The organism is Dysgonomonas sp. 511 (assembly GCF_010501105.1).
Taxonomy (GTDB): Bacteria; Bacteroidota; Bacteroidia; order Bacteroidales; family Dysgonomonadaceae; genus Dysgonomonas.
The window spans coordinates 77,976-103,198 of sequence record NZ_QVMQ01000003.1 but is presented as its reverse complement, the minus strand read 5'-3'; the positions used below and the strand labels follow the sequence as shown (position 1 = coordinate 103,198).

At 41.9% G+C, this 25,223-nt stretch carries 25 protein-coding genes and 1 tRNA gene; 21 read left to right on the top strand and 5 right to left on the bottom strand.

Features of this window, described 5'->3' with window-relative positions:
* The first annotated feature begins 6 nt into the window (after positions 1–6).
* From nuoH to D0T57_RS02230, 7 genes are all read left to right on the top strand, one after another.
* Positions 7–1,065 (top strand): NADH-quinone oxidoreductase subunit NuoH, encoded by a 1,059-nt coding sequence (gene nuoH / locus D0T57_RS02260; RefSeq protein ID WP_163270461.1) that lies wholly within the window; start codon positions 7–9, stop codon positions 1,063–1,065.
* A gap of 9 nt (positions 1,066–1,074) precedes the next feature.
* A complete protein-coding gene (locus D0T57_RS02255) occupies positions 1,075–1,608 on the top strand; it encodes an NADH-quinone oxidoreductase subunit I (RefSeq protein ID WP_163270459.1) in 534 nt (177 codons plus the stop codon).
* A gap of 70 nt (positions 1,609–1,678) precedes the next feature.
* Positions 1,679–2,182, top strand: coding sequence for an NADH-quinone oxidoreductase subunit J (locus tag D0T57_RS02250; RefSeq protein WP_163270458.1), 504 nt, complete (start codon positions 1,679–1,681; stop codon positions 2,180–2,182).
* Positions 2,183–2,186: 4 nt separating this feature from the next.
* Complete coding sequence (gene nuoK / locus D0T57_RS02245) at positions 2,187–2,510, top strand: NADH-quinone oxidoreductase subunit NuoK (RefSeq protein ID WP_163270457.1); 324 nt, start codon at positions 2,187–2,189, stop codon at positions 2,508–2,510.
* Positions 2,511–2,516: 6 nt separating this feature from the next.
* Entirely contained in the window at positions 2,517–4,406 is a 1,890-nt protein-coding gene (gene nuoL / locus D0T57_RS02240; protein ID WP_163270456.1) for an NADH-quinone oxidoreductase subunit L, read from the top strand.
* Positions 4,407–4,420: 14 nt separating this feature from the next.
* Positions 4,421–5,857 carry a NuoM family protein gene (locus D0T57_RS02235; protein ID WP_163270454.1) on the top strand — a complete coding sequence of 479 codons (1,437 nt, stop codon included), beginning with the start codon at positions 4,421–4,423 and terminating at the stop codon, positions 5,855–5,857.
* Between the two features lie 18 nt (positions 5,858–5,875).
* Positions 5,876–7,264 carry an NADH-quinone oxidoreductase subunit N gene (locus D0T57_RS02230; protein WP_163270453.1) on the top strand — a complete coding sequence of 463 codons (1,389 nt, stop codon included), beginning with the start codon at positions 5,876–5,878 and terminating at the stop codon, positions 7,262–7,264.
* A gap of 63 nt (positions 7,265–7,327) precedes the next feature.
* Here D0T57_RS02230 and D0T57_RS02225 read toward each other — a convergent pair whose 3' ends face one another.
* From D0T57_RS02225 to kdsA, 5 genes are read right to left on the bottom strand one after another with little or no spacing between them, the layout of a single operon-like run.
* Positions 7,328–8,083, bottom strand: coding sequence for a biotin--[acetyl-CoA-carboxylase] ligase (locus tag D0T57_RS02225; protein WP_163270451.1), 756 nt, complete (start codon positions 8,081–8,083; stop codon positions 7,328–7,330).
* Positions 8,080–8,451 carry an MmcQ/YjbR family DNA-binding protein gene (locus D0T57_RS02220; protein WP_163270449.1) on the bottom strand — a complete coding sequence of 124 codons (372 nt, stop codon included), beginning with the start codon at positions 8,449–8,451 and terminating at the stop codon, positions 8,080–8,082. Before D0T57_RS02220 ends, D0T57_RS02225 begins: the two co-directional genes overlap by 4 nt.
* 6 nt (positions 8,452–8,457) lie before the next feature.
* Complete coding sequence (locus D0T57_RS02215) at positions 8,458–8,823, bottom strand: YraN family protein (RefSeq protein ID WP_163270447.1); 366 nt, start codon at positions 8,821–8,823, stop codon at positions 8,458–8,460.
* A 3-nt stretch (positions 8,824–8,826) separates the two neighbouring features.
* Positions 8,827–9,546: a 2-phosphosulfolactate phosphatase gene (locus D0T57_RS02210; RefSeq protein WP_163270445.1), complete on the bottom strand. Its 720-nt coding sequence runs from the start codon at positions 9,544–9,546 to the stop codon at positions 8,827–8,829.
* A complete protein-coding gene (gene kdsA, locus D0T57_RS02205) occupies positions 9,546–10,340 on the bottom strand; it encodes a 3-deoxy-8-phosphooctulonate synthase (RefSeq protein WP_163270443.1) in 795 nt (264 codons plus the stop codon). Before kdsA ends, D0T57_RS02210 begins: the two co-directional genes overlap by 1 nt.
* 213 nt (positions 10,341–10,553) lie before the next feature.
* On the opposite strand from kdsA, the gene D0T57_RS02200 reads away from it, so the two are divergent.
* The 14 genes from D0T57_RS02200 (at position 10,554) to argG (ending at position 25,200) form a co-directional block, all read left to right on the top strand.
* On the top strand, positions 10,554–11,069 hold the full coding sequence (locus D0T57_RS02200) for an ECF transporter S component (protein WP_163270441.1): 516 nt from the start codon (positions 10,554–10,556) through the stop codon (positions 11,067–11,069).
* Positions 11,070–11,299: 230 nt separating this feature from the next.
* Complete coding sequence (locus tag D0T57_RS02195) at positions 11,300–11,731, top strand: hypothetical protein (protein WP_163270426.1); 432 nt, start codon at positions 11,300–11,302, stop codon at positions 11,729–11,731.
* Between the two features lie 240 nt (positions 11,732–11,971).
* The gene (locus tag D0T57_RS02190) at positions 11,972–13,414 is read left to right on the top strand and encodes an SWIM zinc finger family protein (RefSeq protein ID WP_163270425.1); all 1,443 of its coding nucleotides are present in this window, start codon (positions 11,972–11,974) and stop codon (positions 13,412–13,414) included.
* Between the two features lie 18 nt (positions 13,415–13,432).
* Positions 13,433–15,274: a HEAT repeat domain-containing protein gene (locus D0T57_RS02185; RefSeq protein WP_163270424.1), complete on the top strand. Its 1,842-nt coding sequence runs from the start codon at positions 13,433–13,435 to the stop codon at positions 15,272–15,274.
* A 30-nt stretch (positions 15,275–15,304) separates the two neighbouring features.
* Positions 15,305–16,402: an AAA family ATPase gene (locus tag D0T57_RS02180; RefSeq protein ID WP_163270423.1), complete on the top strand. Its 1,098-nt coding sequence runs from the start codon at positions 15,305–15,307 to the stop codon at positions 16,400–16,402.
* A 12-nt stretch (positions 16,403–16,414) separates the two neighbouring features.
* Entirely contained in the window at positions 16,415–16,933 is a 519-nt protein-coding gene (locus D0T57_RS02175) for a transposase (protein ID WP_163270422.1), read from the top strand.
* The gene (locus D0T57_RS02170) at positions 16,930–19,221 is read left to right on the top strand and encodes a DUF5682 family protein (RefSeq protein ID WP_163270421.1); all 2,292 of its coding nucleotides are present in this window, start codon (positions 16,930–16,932) and stop codon (positions 19,219–19,221) included. The genes D0T57_RS02175 and D0T57_RS02170 overlap by 4 nt, the downstream gene beginning before the upstream one ends.
* Positions 19,222–19,676: 455 nt before the next feature.
* Positions 19,677–20,936 (top strand): DUF5103 domain-containing protein, encoded by a 1,260-nt coding sequence (locus D0T57_RS02165; RefSeq protein WP_163270420.1) that lies wholly within the window; start codon positions 19,677–19,679, stop codon positions 20,934–20,936.
* A 234-nt stretch (positions 20,937–21,170) separates the two neighbouring features.
* Positions 21,171–21,242, top strand: a tRNA-Glu gene (locus D0T57_RS02160).
* A 43-nt stretch (positions 21,243–21,285) separates the two neighbouring features.
* The gene (rpsT, locus tag D0T57_RS02155) at positions 21,286–21,537 is read left to right on the top strand and encodes a 30S ribosomal protein S20 (protein WP_163270419.1); all 252 of its coding nucleotides are present in this window, start codon (positions 21,286–21,288) and stop codon (positions 21,535–21,537) included.
* A 380-nt stretch (positions 21,538–21,917) separates the two neighbouring features.
* Positions 21,918–22,514, top strand: a complete 597-nt coding sequence (locus D0T57_RS02150; RefSeq protein ID WP_221412272.1) for a TetR/AcrR family transcriptional regulator — start codon at positions 21,918–21,920, stop codon at positions 22,512–22,514.
* Between the two features lie 376 nt (positions 22,515–22,890).
* The gene (locus D0T57_RS02145; protein ID WP_255490458.1) at positions 22,891–23,349 is read left to right on the top strand and encodes an arginine repressor; all 459 of its coding nucleotides are present in this window, start codon (positions 22,891–22,893) and stop codon (positions 23,347–23,349) included.
* 46 nt (positions 23,350–23,395) lie between these two features.
* Entirely contained in the window at positions 23,396–23,995 is a 600-nt protein-coding gene (locus D0T57_RS02140; RefSeq protein WP_221412271.1) for a GNAT family N-acetyltransferase, read from the top strand.
* A complete protein-coding gene (gene argG, locus D0T57_RS02135; RefSeq protein ID WP_163270411.1) occupies positions 23,992–25,200 on the top strand; it encodes an argininosuccinate synthase in 1,209 nt (402 codons plus the stop codon). The genes D0T57_RS02140 and argG overlap by 4 nt, the downstream gene beginning before the upstream one ends.
* The last annotated feature ends 23 nt before the right edge of the window (positions 25,201–25,223 follow it).

The window sequence follows — 25,223 nt, the reverse complement described above, 5'->3', positions numbered from 1 at the left end:
AAAAATATGGAAGTTGCAATTATTATTGAAAAACTTATTTTAATCGTTCTGGTATTTGCCGTCACAATGCTTTTTGCCTTGTATTCCACCTATGCCGAACGAAAAGTAGCGGGTTTCCTGCAAGACAGGTATGGGCCAAACCGCGCCGGAATATTCGGGCTGTTGCAACCTATTTGCGACGGAACAAAGCTTTTCGCTAAAGAAGAGTTTATGCCCAATACCCCCAACAAGATATTGTTTATTTGCGGCCCGGCTATCGCTATGATAGTCTCACTATTGGGTGTGGCTCTCATCCCGTGGGGAGAAGAATTTATTATTTCCATTCCCGGCTTGCTCGAATCGTATATAGTAAAACCATATATAGCCGATGTAAACGTAGGCATACTCTATATAGTAGCTGTGCTTTCCACCAGTGTATATGGCATAATAATAGGAGGATGGGCATCGAACAACAAATACTCGCTCATAGGAGGTATCCGTGCAGGTGCGCAAATGATATCCTACGAAGTAGCTATGGGGCTTTCGCTCATCGCCCTGATAATGATGACAGGCTCGCTTAGCCTGGTAGACATATCGGAACAACAAGGCGGATGGCACGGTATGCAATGGAATGTGATCTATCAGCCGTTGACTTTCCTTATTTTCCTTGTCTGTTCGTTTGCCGAATGCAACCGTACGCCGTTCGACCTTGCCGAGTGTGAGTCGGAGCTGGTTAACGGCCATCATACAGAATACTCTTCACTGGGAATGGGATTCTTCATGTTTTCGGAATATGCAAGTATGTTTTTCTCATCGGCATTTATTTCGGTGCTTTTCTTTGGCGGGTACAACTATCCGTTTATCGACTGGGTACGCGAAAACTGGGGAATGAACATTGCGAGCGGTATAGGAGTGTTGGCGATGCTTGGCAAAACTGCATTCTTTATATTCTTCTATATGTGGGTGCGCTGGACAATACCAAGATTCAGGTACGACCAGCTGATGAACCTCGGATGGAAGATACTGTTGCCGCTGGCTATAGCAAACATATTCCTTGTTGGTATTTTTACGCTGATATTCAAATAAGTAAATCTAATGGATATAAAAAATATATCGTTGTCGGGCAAGAAAGTAGAGGTTTCTGATAAAAAAATGACCTTTGCCGAACGTATCTACCTGCCTGCTATCATAAAAGGTCTGGGTATTACAATAAAACACTTCTTCGCCCAAAAGAATACAGTACAATATCCTGAACAAAAGCGCGAGTTCAGCCCCGTATATCGTGGGCAGCACGTACTGATGCGCGACGAAGAGGGACGGGAGCGTTGTACTGCCTGCGGGTTGTGCGCACTGGCATGTCCGGCCGAGGCTATTACGATGGTTGCCGCCGAACGCAAAAAAGGAGAAGAACATCTTTACCGCGAAGAGAAATATGCGGCTGTTTACGAAATAAACATGTTGCGCTGCATTTTTTGCGGATTGTGCGAAGATGCCTGTCCGAAAGAAGCTATTTTCCTCACCAAATCGAAACTGTTGGTAAAGCCGAAACTGGAAAGGGAAGATTTTATCTATGGAAAAGACAAACTTGTAATTTCCGTAGAAGACGCTAAGGCAAGAAAATACGATTAAATAATTATAAATTATGAATTATAAGTTATGAATCGCTTGTAACTTGTAACTCGTAACTCGTAACCGAAATATGATTACAATAATTTTTTACATTCTGGCAGCTATAACATTAGGCACGGGACTTCTGACTGTATTGTCGAAGAATCCCATACATAGTGCCGTGTATATGATTATCTGCTTCTTTTCCATTTCGGGGCACTACCTGATGCTCAACGCTTTGTTTCTGGCAGTAATCAATATTGTGGTTTATGCCGGGGCTATTATCGTGTTGTTGCTTTTCACGCTGATGCTTATGAACCTAAGTGAGCAGCACGAACCGAAAAAGAAGGTGGCGAGCCGCATTGCCGCTACCGTATCGGCATGCCTGATGGGGCTTGTACTTCTGGCTGCAATGCTGAAATCTACACCGGTGATAGAAAGCTATAAGGCAGAAGGAGCCGATTTCCAGTCGGTGAGTGTGATCGGGCAAGTATTGCTCGAAGAATACCTCGTACCCTTCGAGTTTGCCGCCATATTGTTGCTTGCCGCCATGATAGGCGCTGTATTGATTTCGAAAAAAGAGAAAAACGCATAAAGATATGTTGGATAATATGTTAGAACAAGTAGGGATAAACAACTACATCTACCTCTCCATTCTCCTCTTTACAGTGGGGGCGATAGGAATACTGTACCGCCGCAGTACGATAGTCATGCTGATGTCGGTCGAACTCATGTTGGCAGCTGCCAATATGCTGCTCACGGTGTTTTCGGTGTATCATCAGGATACCAGCGGACAGGTATTTGTTATTTTCTCGATGGCTGTAGCCGCTGCCGAGGTAGCAGTCGGGTTGGCTATTCTGGTAGCGGTATTCCGCAATATAGGGACAACCGATATTGACAAACTAAAAAACTTAAAAGGATAGATACGGATGGAAACAATATTAGTATTATTACTTCTGCTTAGTCCGTTCGTGGGTTTTCTTATCAACCTTTTGGTAGGCAAGACAACCACCGGGCGTTGTATGACGGGTATAATAGGCACAACGGCTGTCCTTATCAGCTTTGTTGTAACATGTATATTTTTCATCCGCCTGCTTTCTACAGGCGAAGTCGTCGAAATCAACTTCTTCCAGTGGATAGCCTTGGGTGAGTTCACCACCGATATGTCGTTTTCCTTCGACCAACTGTCGCTTATCTGGCTGCTGTTCGTAACCGGAATCGGTACCCTGATACACATATATTCGATGGGGTATATGAAGGACGACAGGAATATAGACCGCTACTTCTCTTACCTCAACCTGTTTATATTTTTTATGACTGTACTGGTATCGGGAAGCAACCTTCTGGTAATGTTCATCGGATGGGAAGGCGTAGGATTGTGTTCTTACCTGCTTATCGGATTTTGGTCGCGCGACCATAAAAACAATAATGCCGCAAAGAAAGCTTTCATTATGAACCGTATCGGCGACTTGGGGTTTCTTGTAGGTATATTTACACTCGGCTATCTGTTCAATACAGTAGACTATGCTACACTTAGCGAAGCTGTTTCGAGTACTTCAAATCCGGAAGTATCTTCCCTCTTGGGGGTGGCTACTTTAGCGTTGTTTATCGGTGCAACGGGTAAGAGTGCGCAGATACCGCTTTATACATGGTTGCCCGATGCAATGGCAGGCCCTACACCCGTATCGGCGTTGATACATGCTGCTACGATGGTTACTGCGGGTATCTTTATGGTTACGCGCCTCAATTTTGTGTTCGACCTCACTCCCGATATTCAAATGCTGATGGCAATAGTGGGAGCAGTAACGGCCTTGTTTGCCGCTTCGATAGCTATTGCACAGACCGATATAAAGAAAGTACTGGCCTATTCTACCGTTTCGCAATTGGGGCTAATGTTCCTAGCTCTAGGATTGGGAGCATATCATGTGGCAGTATTCCACGTTATTACACACGCATTCTTCAAAGCCTGCCTGTTCCTTGGCTCCGGTTCGGTGATACATGCAATGGGTGGCGAACAGGATATGCGCCGTATGGGTGGCCTGAAAAAAGTGATGGCAATTACATTCTTTACATTCATTACGGCAACTTTCTCCATAGCAGGTATTCCGCCTTTAGCCGGGTTTGTATCCAAAGACGAGATAATGATGGTGGCTTTCGAACAGAATAAAATACTTTGGTTTATAGCATTATTGGCGTCGTTGCTTACAGCTTTCTATATGTTCCGTGCGCTTTTCCTTACTTTCTTCAAAGATTTTAGGGGGACGGAAGAACAAAAGCACCATTTGCACGAGTCGCCTAAATCAATGACTATCCCTTTGATGATCCTTGCATTCCTTGCATTCTTCGGAGGGATTATCAGCATGCCATTTGGCTTTAGCTGGCTCAACGGATATCTCGAACCCGTATTACCGCAGATAGCCTTTGCCGAACATCCGCCGATAGGCGAACAGGCATTGACGATGGCTATTTCTACCATTATAGCTTTCGCCGGTCTGGGGTTGGCGTATTATATCTATGTGAAGAAATCTGCTGTACCTGCTGAGGATGATAAGATAACCGGATTCTCGAAAGTGCTTTACAATAAATACTACATCGACGAGATATATAACACATTGTTTGTAAAACCAATCTATGCTTTAGCCAACTTTTTCAACCGGGTTGTAGAAGAACTGCTCAAGAATGTATTCAAAGGTGCCGGCGAACTGGTGGAAGTACTGTCTGTGCCTGCTAAAAGGATGCAAAACGGAAGCCTTGGTTTTTATCTCTTTTTCTTTGTATTAGGGTTTAGTGCGCTAATCATTTGTTTATTTCTCGTATAAAATTTTAAGGAAATATGAATATTGTAATTATCTTGATTATACTGCTGGGAGGAGCAATCTTTACATATTTTTGCGGCAACAGGTTTGCCTCGAAGGCTGCCATATTGTTTAGCGTGGCCGCAGCTGTATTTTCCGTAGCTTTATATCTTAAATACGGGGAAACCGGGACTATTAATTTCAGCACCGGATGGATTAGCAATCCGAATATAACATTTTCGTTGAAAGCGGATGGACTTGCCATTGCAATGGTATTGCTTACGACTATACTGTTGCCTGTGATAATACTGGCCTCGCTCAACCGTGAGTTTAAGAACGAGAAACTATTATACGCCCTTATCATGTTTATGGCTTTTGCCATGACAGGCGCATTCCTGAGTAGCGATGCATTGCTTTATTATGTGTTCTGGGAAATGTCGTTGATCCCTATCTATTTCATCATAGTGCTTTGGGGCAATGGCGAAATGGCAAAACGCCGTAAGGCAGCCATGACATTTTTCCTGTTCACGTTTGTTGGGTCGCTCTTTATGATGGGTGCTATTATCTATATGTACACCAAAGTGGGCAGTTTCCTGCTCGAAGATTTCTACAAAGCCAATTTGAACAATACGGAGCAAATATGCATATTTCTCGCATTTTTCCTTGCTTACGCTATCAAAATACCTATCTTTCCCTTCCACACATGGCAGGCAAATGTCTACCAGAAGGCTCCGGCAGTGGGTACGATGCTGCTTGCAGGGCTTATGTCGAAAATGGGGGCATATAGTGTAATGCGCTGGCAGATACCTACTGCACCTTATGCAGCACAAGAGTTGCGCACGGTAATCCTTATCCTTTGTATAATCGGTGTGGTGTATGGGGCGATAATGGCATTGAGGCAAGATGACCTCAAACGTTTTATGGCCTATGCCTCGCTTTCGCATGTCGGCTTTGTTGCCGCGGGAGCGTATGCGCTGACTTACGATGCTATGCAGGGGGCTGTAGTACTGATACTTGCGCACGGGTTTGGTATAGTAGCCCTGTTTTATTCGGTAGATGTGATACAGCACCGGACGAAGACGCTTTCTATATCCAAATTGGGCGGGTTAGCTTCGGGTTCTCCTAAATTTACAGTAGCATTCTTCCTTAGCATATTGTCTTCGATAGGAGTGCCGCTGACATTCAATTTCATTGGCGAATTTACAATCATGTACGGACTGTATCAGGTAGGTATGTGGTATGCAATTGCAATAGGTACATCGCTTTTCCTTGGAGCCTTGTTTATGCTTCGTATGTTCCAGCAGGTAATGCTTGGCCCGCGTTACGAAGGTTCGTTCTTCGACTTGTCGAAAACAGAAACTACAGTATTCGGCATTATAGTCCTCGTACTGTTTTTCTTCGGGGTGTATGTGAAGCCGGTAACAGACCTGGTAGGTTCGAGCCTGTCGGAAATAGTGATGTATATTAACAGATAAAAAATACACAGATATATAATGAGCACATTAATAGCCATTTCGGGATTAGGGATTATCAGCCTGTTGTTAGAAATATTCAACCTGAGGAAGGTACTTGTACCTGTTGTCCTTTTAGGGTTGATAGCTATACTGGGTATGGGGGTAACGGAGTTTTATCTCGGCGAAGCATTTATCGAAGCAGATAAATATAACATGGTGAAGAATACCGGCTTTTCGCAGGCGTTTTCCATACTGTTTATTGTCCTTGCTATTCTGGCAATAACAATGAGCCCGAAATTTTACCAACAGAATTTTGTAAAAATTGCAGACTATATATCGCTCAAGGTATTTATGCTGGCAGGAGCGGTAGCAATGGTTTCGTTCGGGAATTTTGCTATGTTTTTCATTGGTCTCGAAGTCCTTTCCATATGTGCCTATACACTTGCCGCCAGCAATCCGAAAAGCGAAAGAAGCAACGAGGCAGGTATGAAATATTTTATTATGGGGGCTTTTGCTTCCAGTTTCATCCTGTTTGGTATCGCCCTGATATATGGTGCTATCGGATCGTTTGATATTTCGGCGATAGCAAACGCGACTTCACAGGCAGTTTCGTTGCCGGTATGGTTCCATATTGGTTTTATAATGCTCACAGTAGGGCTGATGTTCAAAGCATCTGTCGTTCCGTTCCACTTCTGGGCGCCTGATGTGTACGAAGGTTCGCCTACACTGGTAACGGCAATGATGAGCACTTTGGTAAAAGTGGCGGCTATAGCTGCTTTATTCAAAGTGATAAGCATACTGTCGGTTGCTGTTACACCAAGCTATCAGATAGTCTTGATAGTACTCTCTATCCTTACGATGACCGTAGGTAACCTTACTGCGATGAAGCAACGCAACATCAAGCGTATGATGGCATATTCGGGTATCTCGCATGCCGGCTTTATGATGATGACATTGCTTGCTGTAGGCAGTTCTGCCAATGCTGTGCTTTATTACGCATCGGCTTACAGCCTGGCAGGGATAGCTGCCTTTGCAGTTATACTGGGTGTTTGCCGAGGAAAGGAGAATGAAGATATATCTCATTTCTTCGGGTTGAGAAAGCATCAGCCGCTAATGGTGGCTGTACTGGCATTCGCAATGCTGTCGCTGAGTGGTATTCCTATTTTTGCCGGATTCTTTGCCAAGCTGTTTGTATTCGAACAAATGTTGCAGGCAGGACATATAATACTTGTACTTTTCGGAATCTTAAATTCTGCGATGGCAGTATATTATTATCTGGGAGTGGCCAATGTGATGATAACCAAGGAAAGCGAATCGGAGGAAAAACTGAGGATACCTTTTGAGTATAAAGCTGTTGCCATAACAGCTATTTGCCTGAATATCTTGTTGGGTATATTCCCTTCGCTAATTATGGGCCTGAATTTGTAGAACTGGTATATTAAAATATGGAGACTGTCCGGGGACGTTGTTTTTCCGGGCAGTTTTTTGTTCTCATAAAACATACTTCACCTCTTTAAATGCAAACAACTTTTCTTCGCCCAGGTTTGTTTCGAGGACTAACAGCCCATTGGGTTTTATATCCTTTATTTTTGCAAGGAAATCGCCCGTTTTATCGCTGTATTTATAATAACCGTTTCGCCGGAAGAGCAGCGATTTGTATTTTTCTGTTATTGGCTGGTAATCATTTTCTTTTACTCTTTGATAGTAGGTAAGTATCAGTTCATTTACTTCGTCCAATACAGATTCACGATCGTAGCTTTTTCCCGTTATCTGCATCAATGAAACAGGATTCGGAGCATTGCTTACAAATTCATCCTGGTTGATATTGATACCTATGCCGCAAACCGATTGGCTTATCGTATTTTCCAGCAGATTATTCTCTATCAGTATCCCGCAGATTTTCTTTTCTCTCCAGTAAATATCGTTTGGCCACTTTATCGAAATATCCGCCACGTATTTTTGCAGGCATTCGGCAACAGCCAGCGATACCATTTGCGATATTATAAACTGTTCGTTGGCCTTTATCATCGTAGGGTAAAATATGATACTAAACAGCAGGTTTTCGCCTTTTCCCGACTCCCAGCTATTTCCTTGTTGCCCTTTTCCGCTTGTTTGATACTCTGCCCATATGATGCTGCCTTCGGGCAGGGGAGAACCTTTCTTCACCTGTCCGCTTACAGCCAGCTCCAACAGGCAGGTATTGGTAGACGAACATGCTTGCATATGGATTCGTTTGGCATCCATCATTCTTCCCTCAGGTTGTTATATTCCTCCTGTTTCTTCTTGGGTAGTTTCTTAACGACTTCATCTACCGAATGTTGTATCAGTTCTTTGATGACCGAACGGGGCACACCGCTTTCGAGCCTGACACTGTTCCAGTATTTTTTGTTGGAATGGTACCCGGGTACGATGTCAGGATAAGTTTCCCTTAACTCGATAGCCTTTTCGGGATCGCATTTCAGGTTCAGCAGGAAATAACCCTCGTGCCGTGTCAGCCCTACATAGGCAAACATCTTATCCATAACTTTATATACTAAAACATCGTCGCCAAACGGCGTAGATTCGGAAGCTCCTTTTATCGTAAGGCAGGCTTCGCGGGCTTCTTCTATGTTCATGGTCGTTTAGTTTACAGGTGCTAAAAATGCGTCGTCAATATGTTCTATTTCAAATGTTTTACCATTCCAGATGGCGGCGATAACATCGAAACGGACAGGCTGCTCGATATCGTTTTCTTTGATATAATAGTCGGCTGCCTCTACTATATATTTTATTTTCTTCTTCGATACGGCTTCTTCGGGATTGCCCCAATAGCTCGAACTTCTTGTCTTTACTTCAGCAAAGACAAGAAATTCGTTATTGGCAGCTATTATGTCTATTTCGTATTTGCCGTATGTCCAGTTTCTCTCAATTATCCGGTAGCCGTTTTGTTCCAGATAGTTAGTTGCCGCCGATTCACCTTTTTGTCCCAGATCGTTATGCTCTGCCATTTGTTAGCTGCAGGTTACGAGAATCTTCTTTTCTTTATCGTAGACAGGAACCAGATTGACCGTGTCTTCTGTAAGACAATATTCTACAGAATCCTGCAAATTGTTGGCTACGAGTCGTTTGATGTGTTCGGTGTTATCAATGTAACCTCTGATATCCTTCTTTGCCTCCTTCCACATCGAAAGGGCAATGTGTGTGGCATCCGAAGAATGCGTATAACCTCCGTCTATCAGTTTTTGAGCCAATGCCCCGCCAAACAATGTGTCTTCGATATTGAACTTATTGTTCCATCCGGCACAAAGTACGATTACGTCTTTTTGCTGTTTGATGCAAAATTCGGCGACAGCACCAATATTCGAGAATGCACCAATGAGCAGCGTATCTGCTTTCCGTGCCATCTCTATAGCCTGCGTACCGTTTGTGGTAGTGAAGACTACCTCTTTCCCGTCTATTTTATCGGCAGTGTAATCGAAAGGCGAGTTGCCGAAATCGGCAAAGTCGCATCTTTTTACATTGCGTTCGGCACCCACCAGATAGCCTTTGGCTTTATATTCTTTGGCCTCTTCGATGGATGCTACAGGGATAATGGCTTTTGCTCCGTTTTTCAAGGCGGCGCACATTGTGGTGGTAGCCCTGAAAATATCGGTTACAACCACTATTTTGCCCTCTTCGCCATCGCTATAGTATGGGTATAGGGCAGGGGAGAAGCATATATCTACTTTCATTACAGTGCAGCTTTTAGCCTGACCAGTTTTTCCATCAATCCTTCAAGCTGATCGAGAGGTAGCATGTTTGCACCATCTGATTTTGCATTTGCAGGATCGAAGTGTGTTTCGATAAACAATCCGTCTACACCTGAGGCAATACCCGCTTTGCACATAGTCTCTATCAGTTTGGGCTGTCCACCTGTTACGCCGGAGGCTTGATTTGGTTTTTGCAGGCAATGCGTGGCATCGAGTACTACAGGAAATCCAAATTCTTTCATCTCAGGTATGCCTCTGAAATCGACTACAAGGTCGGAATATCCGAACGAACTGCCTCTGTCTGTCAGAATGACATTATCATTGCCCGAGTCTACAACTTTCTGTGCTGCAAACTGCATTCCGCTTGGGGCAAGGAACTGTCCTTTCTTTATATTTACTATCTTGCCCGTTTTGGCGGCTGCAATCAGCAGGTCTGTCTGACGGCAAAGGAAAGCCGGAATTTGCAATACGTCTACATATTCGGCAGCCATAGCGGCTTCGTGGGTTTCGTGTATGTCGGTTACAGTAGGTATGCCGAATGTTTCGCCCACTTTCTTCAATATTTTCAGGGCTTTTTCGTCGCCTATACCGGTGAAAGAATCTACGCGCGAACGGTTGGCTTTCTTATACGAACCTTTGAAAACATAAGGGATATTAAGCCTATTGGTTATTTTTACCACTTCTTCGGCTATACGGAGTGCCATATCTTCGCTTTCGATGACGCAGGGACCTGCGAGAAGGAAAAAATTATCGTTCTTCAAATCTGTTAATTTCATGTCAAAGTGCTATAAGATGTTAATATATTATGTCAAAGATACAAATATTATACCTTATGTTTATAGTAAAGTTCATAGTTTTAGTGACAAAAGTTTTAGTAAAATATGAAAAAAAACCTTTTGATTTTTGTTCGGAAAAAGAATATTCTTTATACTTGCATATAGAAAAATATCTATACTCACTCTTAATAAACTGCGGATCTCGAACTGAACATGAAAACAGCTATCGCCACAAAACTCTATTCCCTTAATTATAAGGAGACGAAAACTTATATTCTTACCATTTTATTTATAGCCTGCAATGTGCTTTTTCCATATTTGTGCCATCTAATACCTAGTGGAGGACAAATGTGGTTGCCTGTCTACTTTTTCACTTTGATTGCCGCCTATAAATATGGGTTGAATGTCGGTCTGTTGACAGCTATTACTTCGCCACTTATCAATAATATCTTTTTGGGCATGCCGCCCAACAGTGAATTGTTGTCTATTCTTATCCGGTCTATGTTTTTGGCGGGAACGGCTGCATGTGTTGCCCATCATCATAAGAAAATATCCATACAAGCCTTGACTGCGATTGTGGTATTCTATCAGGTGGCGGGGCGTTTTGCCGAATGGTTGCTGATCAAAGATTTTTATTCGGTTACACAAGATTTTGTGATAGGCATACCGGGGCTGCTGGTTCAAATAATCGGAGGATATTTCTTATTGAGACTGATCGCTAAGCTTTGATATAATACTAATACATACCTGTCATCCTGCATAGAAAATATCTCTATATGTCTGATGTGCAATAAACTTATGTTCGCGCAAGCTTAATCCTGTGTGGTAAGGATAATAAGCAATTTCATTTGCTGTAAAAATATTCATCAAAAAGGACAATACATGTGCGTTTTATTTTAACTTTGTAATTCAAAGTTCTTTTTATTGTATTGCTGCGTAAAAACAAATAAAGTTTAGCCATGATAGAAAATGAAGTATTAATAGCAATTATAGTCCCTTTCATTGTAGCAATGGGAGGTATTTATTTGTTCATAAAGTTTAATATATGGGCAAAGCTAAAGAATGCAGTACAAACGATAAAAGGGACAGACTATGCCACATTAGGTATTACATCGTGGGTCAGCCTCATACTGGTCGGGTTTACATACATCGTGGTTTTGTCTATTATCATTATCATTATATGCGATCTTTGGTCAGATATTTCGGTATTTGCATGTATGTATGCTATCCTTCTCGCACCCTTTGTAATGCTGGGAATCGCATTGGCAAACTATAAAAAGAGACTGGATTCCCGCATAACCCACTGGTTGTATTATGCTGCACTGATATATGTAATAGTGTTTGTATTAGCCATAGTAGTAGTTTTCCTTGCCGTTATGAGTAATTTTTGAGCAGCTTTTTTAAGCACTCAGGTCGAAGAGGGTATAGCTGGATGTTTAAATCCCTGAACTAAGCTTATCGTGAAGATGTATTTAGTCAGGGTAGGGGTGAGTATGGATTTATAGGGGAAATAACAATTATCCATATAAATGTTAAAAAAAAGGATGCGAAAACTATTCGTTTTACGCATAAAATTATATATTTGTACTTGCGGTAAAGAACACCAAACAAAACATACTATATAAAACGACATGGAAATAACTCAACGGAAGATTGAGGAGTTAGCTCCCAATGCTGCTGCTGCAAAAAACGGGCGCGATCTTGTAAAGAAAAATAAATTTTCGAACCTTAAAATATCTTCAGAAAAAAATCTTATCTGGGGCGAATGTGCCGGAAGTGGTAAGAATCCCTATTATTGCTCTGCCGACTATATCGAAGAAAACAATCCGGTGTTCAGGTGCAACTGTCCTAGCAGGCAATTCCCGTGCAAACATGCTTTGGGACTGCTATATGCATACGAAGCCAACAACGCTAGTTTCGTTACAGATGATGTTCCCGAAGATATAACTTCCAAAAGGGAGAAGATAGGGAAGAAACAAGAGAAGAAAGCCCAGGAAAAAGAATCGGTAAAAGAAAAGGCTCAGAAGCCCAAAAAGGTGAACAAAGCTGCTTTTGTGAAAAAAGCCGATGCCCAACTCTCCGGTATAGAAATAGCAGGCAAGATACTGAAAGATATAGTACAGACAGGACTTTCGTCAATCGATGCCAAAATAATGAAGACTTTGCAGGCGCAGGTCAAAGAACTGGGTAACTATTATATAAATGGTGTTCAAACAGCATTCAACGACCTCTTGCTGGAAATGAACAATGCAAAAAATGAGGAATATACCCATGTAATAGACCAGATAAATTACATATCGGCTCTCCTGAAAAAAAGTACCGACTACATTAACAAACGGAAGGAAGATCCCGAAGCCGACCCTGAACTAAACTCAGCCATAGAAGAGCAGATCGGTTATGTATGGAAATTGATAGAACTAATGCAGTACGGGCTATATGAAGAAAACGGCGAACTGGTACAACTTTCCTTCAATAGCTACGACAATCCCGCCCGCAGGGAATATGTAGACGAAGGAATCTGGCTGAACCTTAAAACGGGTAAAATATATAAGACTAAAAACTACCGTCCTTACCGCGCAGCCAAATATATAAAAGAAGATAACAGTGCGTTCGATGTTTTGCAACTAAAGGAAATGTATATTTATCCCGGCGACCAGAACCCGCGCATCCGTTGGGAGGCAGGAGTAGTAACAGAACGCAAGGCTGAGACGAAAGATATAGCATCTATACTTGCTTTTGCGTCGGCAAACTATGCAGAAACTATCAAACAGGTGAAAAGTACAATCAAAAACCCGCTGATGGACAAGCATCCGGTTGTATTGGTCTCTTTGCACAAAGCATATATCAATGGCGGCAATCTGGTAGTGGAAGATAGTTTGGGCAATAAGCTTACACTAAAAGATATAGAAGAACAAAATATATCCTCCACCACTAATCTGAAAGCCATTCTGCCAACCAATCCCGAAGGGTTTGCCCTGACGGTGATGATAAACAACGATGTGCAAACAGGGCTTCTGTCGGCGCAACCAATGTCGTTGATTACACCTGAAAAAATTGTCAGGTTAATGTATTAATACCCTAAATCTAAGACAATGAGACTACAACCACTATACGACCTTCAACAAGAGATAAACCGTTTATTCATTGCCGGAAGCAAATTTGCCAAGGGCGACCCGCGATTGCAGAAACATATCCCCGTATTGAATAAATTGGGCGAAAAAGCACCTGTGTTCAAAAAACTGGCGACGGATATCGAAGACCTCCTGGTTGCAGACGCACAGCAATCGTCAGAAAAGCTGATGGCTATTTCTACCTTGCTCTATTCTGTACTTTACACGCAGGGCGATTTGGTAGAACAAGACGTGGAAGAAGATATCCAGACGCCAAATATCCCGCTGGAGGAAGTAAATACAGAATATTCCTATTTGCAGTTGAAACCGGTAATGGAAGCCCTGACTATAAGTAATTCGGGCAGGTTGGAAATCCTTCGCGATGCTTTGGGACGCAATGTATTCAAAGATTCGCGTACCTATAAATACCTGGATATAGCATTGGCGGATAAATATGCCGAACTGTGCGACTATGTGGAGAAAACCATTATCCCGAAGGTTGGCAAACCAATGCTGCCGTTCCTGTTGCAAGGATTCAGGTATGAAGACCGCACAGAACATATCAGACGGTTGAGGTTGCTTTTCAGGCTAGGTTATCAGCAAGTAGAGGAAATGGTGGAGAAAATAATGTCGTTGTCGCTTCCCGCCTTACAAGCCGAAGCTATATTGATAATGGCTAATAATCCCGAAAACGAAGAGCTGATAATCAAACTGGCAGACGATAGAAACAAACTTGTGCGCGATTCTGCATATAAGGCACTGGCAACCTTAAATACACGGGCTAGCCTCGAAAAGCTTAAGGATGTCTACCTCACGAATAAAAATAAGACGCATCTGCCATCTATTGTTACCGCGCTTGCTACCTCTAAGCTTCCATTTTTTTTTCAGGAAATTCTTGATCAGGTGGTTCAGGCATTCGAAGAATTTGTAGCCTTGGATAAGGAGGAGGCCGATAAAGTGCTTTACGACAAACTGGATAAGTTCGATACTGTATTCACTGTTTTGAATGGTAAAAACGATCAGCGCATATTCGATTTTTATGCTTATATACTTAAGAATAAGAATTATAATGATTTGGTGTCAGCAAAGAAAAGCCTATTGGAAACGCTGGCTTATTCTATATCGCGCAAGATGGCAGAAAGCCTTGAGGGGTTGGGCGATGATACAGCATTGGCGTTCTACAATAAGCATGTAAATGATATACCGGAGGTAAGTTCGAAGTATCCTGTGTGGAATAGCTATCTTCAATTGGCTGTAAGACAGGGTTGTGCGAAAGAAAAAGTTTATGATATTTTCAGCAAAGTATTTGATAAAGGAATACTTGCCCTAAGAGACTTATTCGATGTATATAATAAGAATGAACAAGATTATTACGGATACCATAACAGTGGTAAGTTGGATATAGATACCGATAATATAGATAAGAGATGGCTAACCTACTTTTATCACTTTTTTGATGGTAAAAAACGCAAATGGAACTACGAATACGACCAAGCGTTACAACTGCTTCACGCTTGCGAGCCACAAAGTAAAAAACTGGACGAAACCATTATTGGCTTGCTGAAATATGCAATGCCAAATAATCAGGTAATACCATTCAGGTTGATAATGGACAGAAAGATTGAAAACCGTTTCGAAATCATATACAAAACAATGTCGGCTTATGCTCCCAATACATATTATTATTATCTGAACAGGCTTGCCGGTATTGGTTTCTGGACACAATTCCCGAAAGAATATGCCGGAAAGTACAGGGAGCTTGCCAAGAAGAATAAAATAGAAATATTTGAAGACATAGCCGGCGAAATAGAAAATAATGAATAATAGACAACAATAAAAAACTACATATAACACATGGCAGAAAAGAAGGAAGACGTATTGCGGTTGCCTGCCGAACTGCTTTACGCTCACGAACTGGAAGCACTTCGCCAAGAAGACAAAAACGAAGAAAAACCCGCAGGATGGCAACTTTCGCCCAAGGCTGTCCTCAAATTTGTGGTAGGGGGCAAAGCCGGCAATGTTGACATCACCCCTAAATATATAGGGCACAACCGTCTGGTCGAAATCGCTATAGCTACCTTGCTTACCGACCGTTCGCTATTGCTGATTGGCGAACCGGGAACGGCAAAATCGTGGTTGTCGGAAAATCTTACAGCTGCTATCTGTGGCGATTCGGCAAAGGTAATACAGGGTACAGCGGGAACCAGCGAGGAACATATCCGCTATTCGTGGAATTATGCCATGCTGCTGGCAAACGGCCCATCGAACGAGGCATTGATAAAATCACCTATATACCGTGCTATGGAAACAGGGTCGGTAGCCCGTTTCGAAGAAATATCGCGTTGCGCATCCGAAGTGCAGGATGCTCTTATCTCTATCATGTCGGAAAAGACAATAGCTATCCCCGAACTGGGGCGCGAATTGCCTGCAAAGCGCGGGTTCTCTATCATAGCTACAGCTAACACGCGCGACCGGGGCGTCAACGATATGTCGTCGGCACTCAAACGCCGTTTCAATATCATTGTACTTCCTGCTCCGGCTAATCTGGATACGGAAGTGTCTATTGTGACCAAACGTGTAGCAGAAATATCCAACAACTACAAGCTTAAAGCCAATCTTCCGACAAACGAAGCGATAGAAAAGATTGTAACCATCTTCCGCGAACTACGTCAGGGCATGACATTGGACGAAAAGCAAAAACTGAAATCGCCAAGCGGGGTAATCTCTACTGCCGAAGCCATCTCCTTAATAACAAACAGTATGGCTCTTGCCGCCAGCTTTGGCAATGGCACTATTACCGACGAGGATCTTGCCGCCGGGCTTCAAGGCGCAGTGGTGAAGGATGAGGATAAAGATAAACTGGTATGGAAAGAATATCTGGAAAATGTAATGAAAAAGCGCGGAGCGTCGTGGCGTGGATTGTATAATACATGTAGCGATATAAACGGGTGATATGATTTGAGAATGGTTGAAGAGAATCTACCTCACCGCCGAAGTATTCGTCTTCACGGATATGATTATTCACAAGGAGGATTATATTTTGTTACCATTTGTGTAAAAGATAAAGAGTGTTTATTTGGCACTGTTGTCGATGGAGATATGGTTTTGAATGAATTTGGAAATATTGTAAAGAAATGTTGGTTGGCTATACCTGAGCATTATGCATATGTGGTATTACATGGGTATATAATAATGCCTAACCATATACATGGTATTATTGAAATCGGAGAATTTGTAGGGGCGAATTATCATTCGCCCGAAAATGAGGCTTTGTTTAGGTCTCCGTCTGGAACAATTGGTTCCATAATTAGGGGATTAAAGATTGGTGTAATGAAATGGTATAAAGAATATCTACAAGTGAAATCAATATGGCAACGCAGCTACTACGAACATATAATCCGTAACGATGAATCATATCAGAAAATAACTGAATATATCTATGAAAATCCTGGGAATTGGCTAACAGATGATTACTACAAATGACCTATAAACTTAACATATTCGGCGTACGGCATCTCTCTCCCGGAGCATCTTACCATTTGCTTAAATACCTGGAAGAGAAAAAGCCAAAATATATACTCATCGAAGGGCCTGCCGATGCTACCAGGCTGATACCCGACATAGCCGACCGGAAGGTAAAGCCGCCGATTGCATTATTGGCATATACTACCGAGTTGCCTATCGAAACTATATTATACCCTTTCGCTGCTTATTCGCCCGAATATCAAGCTATCTGTTGGGGAGTGAAGAAGAAAGCGAAGGTGCGTTTTGTTGATTTGCCTACCCATATTATGCTCAAACTGAGGCAAGAGCGCAATAAAGAGGGGAACGAGGGCGCAGATGCCTTTTACGCTTTTCATAACGGCCTGTATGATAAGGTCGCCCGATCGTACGATGAGGATAACTATGAAAGCTACTGGGAACGGAATTTCGAACACAACCTCAATGATGGTTCATTCCGGGAGGGGTTGGCTTTCCAATCGGGGCAAATAAGAGAGATGGTGGTGGATAAGGAATATGAATCTGCACCTTTCGACTTTTCGTACAACCTTATCCGAGAAGCACATATGCGCCGCGAGATACAGCGGGTTATAGATGAAGGTGCAAAGCCCGAAGATATAGTTGTAGTAGTAGGTGCATATCATGTGTCGGGAATAGAGTCGGATTTGCCGCCTATGTCAGATGCCGAACTGAAGGATATACCCGGTAGCACTTCACAGCTGACCCTTATGCCATATTCCTATCTGCGGCTTAGCAGCCGTACAGGTTATGGTGCCGGAAATCTTGCTCCTTACTACTTCGAGTTGATGTGGAAAGCTATACAGCAAGGCAGGTTGGGCGATTTGTCTGCAGTTTACCTATCTAAAGTAGCTAAAGCATTGCGGCAAAAAGGGGATAACGCATCATCGGCTAGCGTAATAGAAGGCGTAAGGCTGGCAAACGCACTCACGGCAATGCGTGGTGGCAGTCAGCCTGTATTGAAAGACTTACACGATGCCGTGATCACCTGTTTTGGAGGAGGAGAACTGCCTCCTGTAGCCGAGGCTATCAACAGGGTGGATATAGGAACGGCTATTGGTTCACTACCCGAAGGAGTCAGCCAGACCCCGGTGCAGGAAGATATGAACCAGGAACTTAAACGGCTGAAACTGACAACCTACAAATCGGCTGTTGCTCAAGAACTGTCACTCGACCTGCGCGAAAACCTGAAGGTAAAGACTAAAGAAGCAGCATTTATAGACCTCAACCGCTCCACTTTTCTTCACCGGCTAAAGGTGCTGAATATTCATTTTGCCGAACAAATACGGGTTTCGCAAGACAGCGCTACATGGGCAGAAAAATGGTCGTTGCGTTGGACTCCCGAAGTAGAGATAGAAATAGTGGAGGCCAATCTGAAAGGCGAAACCTTGGAGATCGCAGCTGCCTTCGAACTGAAAGAACAACTTAATGAATGTACGGATGTGTCGCTTGCAGCCAGAATCATACGTCAGGCTTGCGAATGCCACCTTACTAATATATTCGATAACGCACTGAGTACATTGCAGCAATTGCTGGTAGACTCAAACAATTTCAGGGAAACAGCGAATGCAGCCCACGAACTTTCGGTATTGATACAATATGGAGACCTGCGGCAGTTCAACCTAGAGCCATTGATTCCTATATTGCAACAACTGTTCCTGCGCTCATCCCTGCTATTGGTAGATGCAGCATCGTGCGACGATAAAGCGGCATCGTGCATAGCGCAAGGTATTAATGTAATGGAGCTTATTTCGCAGCAGCAATACGATGTGGTAGATGTAGAAACCTGGCAAAAGCAACTGGAACATCTGGCATGGCGCGACGATCTGAATACCAAGCTTTCGGGTGTCGCATTTTCTATTCTGCTGGAACATAATCTAGCCACAGAAGAAGATTGTGCCAAAGAAGTATCGCGCCGCTTGTCGCCGGGCGTACCTGCCGATCTGGGAGCCGGTTGGTTCGAAGGCTTATCGGGGCGCAACCGTTATGCCTTACTCTCCCGTGTATCGTTGTGGAAAGAGTTGGATAAATATGTGGAACAGTTGGACGACGACGAGTTTTACCGTTCGGTAGTTTTCCTGCGCCGTGCTTTCGGCGAATTTGAGCCAAACCAGAAAAACAGTATAGCCGAACTATTAGGCGATATATGGGGTACAGGAGCAGAACTTACAGCCGAAACCTTACAAGGGGAGCTGTCGGAAACGGAGGTTGAGAAGTTGGATGAATTGAATGATTTTGATTTTGAATTTTAAGCACTAATATAAAAATTTACATAGATTATAGCTCAATGAAAAATCTAGTAGTTTTAAAAATCGTAGGGGGAATAATCTTTTTCTTTGTAGCTCTTTATTTTATTATAGATATCTTTACTACGGAGCATATCGGAATATCTTCAGGGGATTCGTTTACACCTCTTTTTATAACGATATTGTTATACTGGCTATTCCTGCAAGTTTGTAAGAGAAATGAGAATGAAAATGAGAATGAAAACGAAGAAATATAGTCTATTAAAATAATGAGAGGACATGGAATATAAAGATATTAAAGAATTTAAGCCGGAAGACTAGTAAGACTTGTTTTTATCTGTCGATTGGCCATCGGGACATTACCTGAACTAACTTGTTGTGGCGATGAAAAAATTATCAATGTTCCTCACAATTTAATTCATATATTTGCAGTAATATGTCGACCATAAACGCCAATCACCATGTGCAAATATGTATTTATCCTTTTCTTCTTGTTCATTAGTGTATTATCGGGAGCCCAGCCGTACAGAACTCAGCCGATCTCACCCGAAATATACACCTTGCAGGTAAGTGCCAATGGCTTACAAAGCGTAGAGCCCGCAATAAGGCTTGCTGGAAACGAATATATAACTATTTCGTTCGACCGTATATCCGACAACTCTGCCGACAGGTTACGATACAGGATTTTCCATTGCGATGCTTTCTGGAACAAATCCATTGGGGTTTCGGAGATAGATTACCTCGATGGTTTCAACGATAATTTTGTCGATGACTATTCTCCATCTCTCAATACCACTGTAGATTACACCCATTTCGAATTGCAGATACCAAACAATGATGTAGGCATGAAGCTCTCGGGTAACTATGTGGTAGAAATATATGAAGAAAATTATCCCGAATCGACATTGCTAACCGCCTGCTATTCTGTAGTGGATCCATCATTGAGCATTGGCGCAGCTGTAACATCGAACACCGATATCGATTTCAACCGGCATCATCAGCAACTATCATTTACCATCAACCATCCTAGCCTGAATATACGCGATCCCCGTTCCGAATTATTTGTTTTTGTCCGCCAGAACGAACGGCTGGATAATGAACGGGTTAAGCTGATGCCTACTTATATCAATCCCGGCAAGTTGGTATACGAACATAATAAAAACCTTATATTCGAAGCTGGAAATGAATATCATCGTTTCGAGACATCGAGCTACCGCTACAATGGCATGAATGTAGGGCATATAGAATATGTGCGTCCCGGTTACGAAATGGATATTGTAGCCAATCAGATCCGGGCGGGCAAGTCGTATAGTTACGATCAAGACCAAAACGGAAAGTTCTATGTCCGGACCAATGAGAGTGACTATGAACGAACAGAAGCCGATTATTTTGTAACAAATTTCACTTTAGCAGCTAATACTCCTTTTAGCGAAGATGTATATATCAACGGGCAATTCACCTATAATACATTCTCCGAAAAATATAAAATGAAATACGATGCCGAAAAAAAAGAATACAGGCTTTCATTGCTTTTAAAGCAAGGATTGTATAATTATCAGTATTTGACCCGGAGCAATTACTACAAATTTTCGACAGCAAAAATAGAAGGTAACTATTTTGAAACCGAAAACGAATATTCTATCTATGTCTATTATCGTCCATCAGGACAGCGTTACGATAGCCTTATCGGTACACAAATAATACGTTCGCGAGAGAAATAATTTTGTTTTCTCATCTTGTCAATTGAGAAAAGATTGCTTAATCTTCTTTATAGATAAAATTATTCTAAAAAAATATCAAATAAAACAATGTTGAAAATCAATATGATATAAAATAAATTAAAATAATCATGAAAAAAATATATTTAAAAGTTTGCAAGTAATCAAAAATGGATTACCTTTGCAACCGCAATCGAGAGAGAAACAGACACTGGAAACAGAAGGAAACTCGAAGATGGCCCATTCGTCTATCGGTTAGGACGCCAGATTTTCATTCTGGAAAGAGGGGTTCGACTCCCCTATGGGCTACAAATAGTAAGTATAATACACAAAAATATAAGGATTAGTCAAAATGGCAAATCATAAATCAGCAGAAAAAAGAATCAGACAAGCAGAAGTAAGACGCTTGAGAAATAGATATGTGGCTAAAACAGCTCGTAATGCAGTGAAAAAATTTCGTGCAGTTACAGATAAAGAAGAAGCTCAAAAGCAATATCCGTCAGTATGTTCTATGCTTGATAGATTAGCTAAGAAAAATGTTATCCACAAGAATAAAGCTGGTAACTTGAAATCGAAATTAGCTGCACATGTTAATTCTTTGTAAGGAGATAAATAACTAAAAATAGAAAAAAGATCAGGTGTATATCTGGTCTTTTTTTTGTATGTATGGGGATGTATAACCTTGGTGGTATGATGGATGCTTTTTAGTTGCATCGTTAGTTTATAGGCCGCTTTTAATGACTCACTCGGAAAATTGTGGAGACGAATTTAATCTTTCGAGCGAGAAGAAATAGAATATACTATCAATTAAAGAGTTTTTTGTGATAAGTGACTGATAATAAGTGTGATCTGTGGATGTGAAATATGCCAGCTCTACATATAAAGCTCCTTGTTAAATAAAAAAAAATATCTTTTTGTTTTCCCCTTCACAACTTTCCGGGGTGAGCCGGAATGACTATCTATGCATACCAAACGGTAGGTATTATGGCGGATTCTAAAAAACAAATTTTGCAAACAGCATTAAAGCTGTTTTTGAAGAACTCTTATAAAGAAGTTTCTCTTAGGGACATCGTAAACGAAGTCGGCCTGGCAAAAGGCGCGTTCTATCACTATTACAGCAGTAAGGACGAACTGTTTGAAGAGGTTGTAAAATACTTCTACAACAATGCTATTATCGCTAATTACAGCAATTTTCCAAAACAGTCTTTAGAGGAATTTTATAAGCATTATCTGAATGTACTTCAGGAACCGGATGATTTCGATGAAATAGAAGAAGACAGAGGTATGAATATATTTACTTTTCTGTCGGACGCCGCTAAACGAATTCCGGACTTTTTAGAAATACATACGGCTCAACGCAAGAAAGAACGCTGGGCGTGGACAGAAATAATAGAAACGGCTAAAAGAAATAAGGAAATCAAGACCAACATCAAGAACGAAGAATTGGCAAGTCTTTTTCTAAAAATAAGCGATGGTATTGTCATAGATCAGGCAATATCAAAGGAAGATAACATAGCATTACTCAAAGAAATGGAACGTGATTGGGATAACTTATACAGTCTGCTGAAAACAAACAAATAAAAAATATCTTTTCTCCTTTTTCATAAAATATTTTTCGACTTCAGTTGTCTTCATAAGTAGAGAGCTCTTAAAACAATAAATTGTAAAACATAAAAAATAGAGAACTATGACAACAAGAGGTTTGGGAATGAGATTTTTAATGCCTGTCGGCTTCCTCGTAATGGCGGCTGTATTTAGCGCAATAGTTCTGCTATTATGGAATTGGTTGATGCCAAGAATGCTCAAATTTCTAAAAGTTAGTTATTAACTATATTTCAAATATTTCAAAGAACGATTGTGATTTTTTAGTGGACACTAATGAATTTTTATATCAAATATATTTCACATATGCATATTTATGTATATTTTTGCATCTTTATTGAATATTTATTCACAAATGACAAAAAAGGGCAGACATAAAGCAATAAAGGATATCTTGCAAACTACCGAGGTAAACAATCAGGAGGTATTATTGAATATACTGATTGAAAAAGGATTTTCGGTTACACAGGCTACCTTGTCGCGCGACATAAATGAACTTAAAATAGTTAAAGTGCCGACAGACAAAGGCAGTGTATATCAATTGCCCGAAAATATGCAGAATATTCAAAACGAAGAAGAACCGGTATTATCTTCATTCGGGTCTGTTACTATTGAATTTTCCGGGCAACTGGCTGTTATGAAAACCCGTCCGGGATATGCAATGGCGATAGCCAGCGAAATAGACAGTAAAGCCTCAGCGTATATATTGGGTACGGTAGCCGGAGACGATACCATACTGCTCATTCCCAGAGAAAATGTAAGCAGAGACGAAGTATTGGCTTCTCTCTCTGCATTTATTCCAAACATTCAATAACGTTACTACAATGAACATTACCGACGAACTTGTGTTAGAAAAACCAATGGAACAAGAACAACATATCACCATACGGATAGCCAATAATACTCACCTGAAGTATGTACAGACTATCCTCGACACTATAGAAGCTGCGGCCGCTGTACGCGGAACAGGTATTGCCAAGCGTAGCCCCGAATATCTTGAATTGAAAATAAAAGAAGGTAAGGCCATAATTGCGCTTATGGGCGACGAATTTGCAGGGTTCTGTTATATAGAATCGTGGGGCAACAAGCAATTTGTAGCCAATTCGGGGCTTATTGTCGTCGATAAGTTCCGCCAGCATGGGCTTGCCAAGAAAATTAAGCAGCATGCCTTTTCTTTGGCGAGGACCATGTTTCCCGAGGCTAAAGTATTCGGGCTAACATCGGGTGCGGCTGTGATGAAGATAAATACCGAGTTGGGATATGTGCCTGTATCATTTGCCCAGTTGACCGACGACGAAGCATTCTGGCGCGGATGCCAAGGATGTGTCAACTACGACATACTGACACGTACCGAGCGCAAATATTGTATCTGTACAGCCATGCTGTTCGATCCTGAAAAACAGAAAGACAAGAAAGAAATAAAAGCAATAATAAAAGATATAAAAAAGCAATTGAAATGAAGAAAAAAGTCGTTTTAGCATTCAGTGGAGGGTTAGATACATCGTTCTGTGCAAAATACCTGTCGGCAGACCTCGGATACGATGTCTACACCGCTATTGCTAATACAGGAGGATTCACGCCGGACGAACTGAAAACTATAGAGGAAAAAGCCTACAAGTTGGGTGCTGTAAAGCATATTAGCCTCGACATCACGCAGGAATATTACGAAAAGAGCATCAAATACATGATCTATGGTAATGTACTGCGCAACGGCACTTATCCTATATCCGTAAGTTCAGAGCGCATCTTTCAGGCAATTGCCATTATCAATTATGCAAAAGAAATAGGAGCCGATGCAGTAGCTCACGGCAGTACAGGCGCAGGGAACGACCAAGTGCGTTTCGACCTGACTTTCGATGTGCTTGCTCCCGGCATCGAAATTATCACCCCTACGCGCGACATGCTTCTTACCCGCGAATATGAAATCAATTACCTGAAAGAACATGGGTACGAAGCAGATTTCACTAAGATGGAATATTCTATCAACAAAGGGCTTTGGGGTACAAGCATAGGTGGAAAAGAGACATTAAAGTCTGATCAAACCCTACCCGAAGAAGCTTATCCTTCGCAACTGGAAAAGCAAGGCTCGGAAACATTGACTATCGACTTCCATCATGGAGAAATAGCGACAGTGAATGGCGAGAAATATACAGATAAGGTAAAAGCGATACAAAAAATAGAAGAAATAGCATCAGCATATGCCATCGGGCGCGATATGCACATCGGCGACACGATTATAGGTATAAAAGGGCGCGTAGGATTCGAAGCTGCTGCACCATTGGTAATAATCAACGCACACAAGATGCTTGAAAAACATACGCTTACCAAGTGGCAGCAATACTGGAAAGATCAGGTGGGCAACTGGTACGGAATGTTCCTCCACGAGGCGCAATACCTAGAGCCAGTAATGCGCGACATAGAGGCATTTCTCGATAGTTCGCAACAGAATGTAACAGGAAAAGTGATTGTAGAACTTCACCCTTATCGTTATACGCTGGTAGGCATAGAAAGCGATTACGACCTGATGAAAGCAGACTTTGGTGAATATGGCGAAGTAAATAAGGCATGGACTTCGGACGATGCTAAGGGCTTTACGAAGATATATTCTATTCCTACTAAGATTTTTCATAGCGTGCAGGAACGAAATTCGAAAACCACAGAGTAACACGGAGCAACACAGAGTTATCA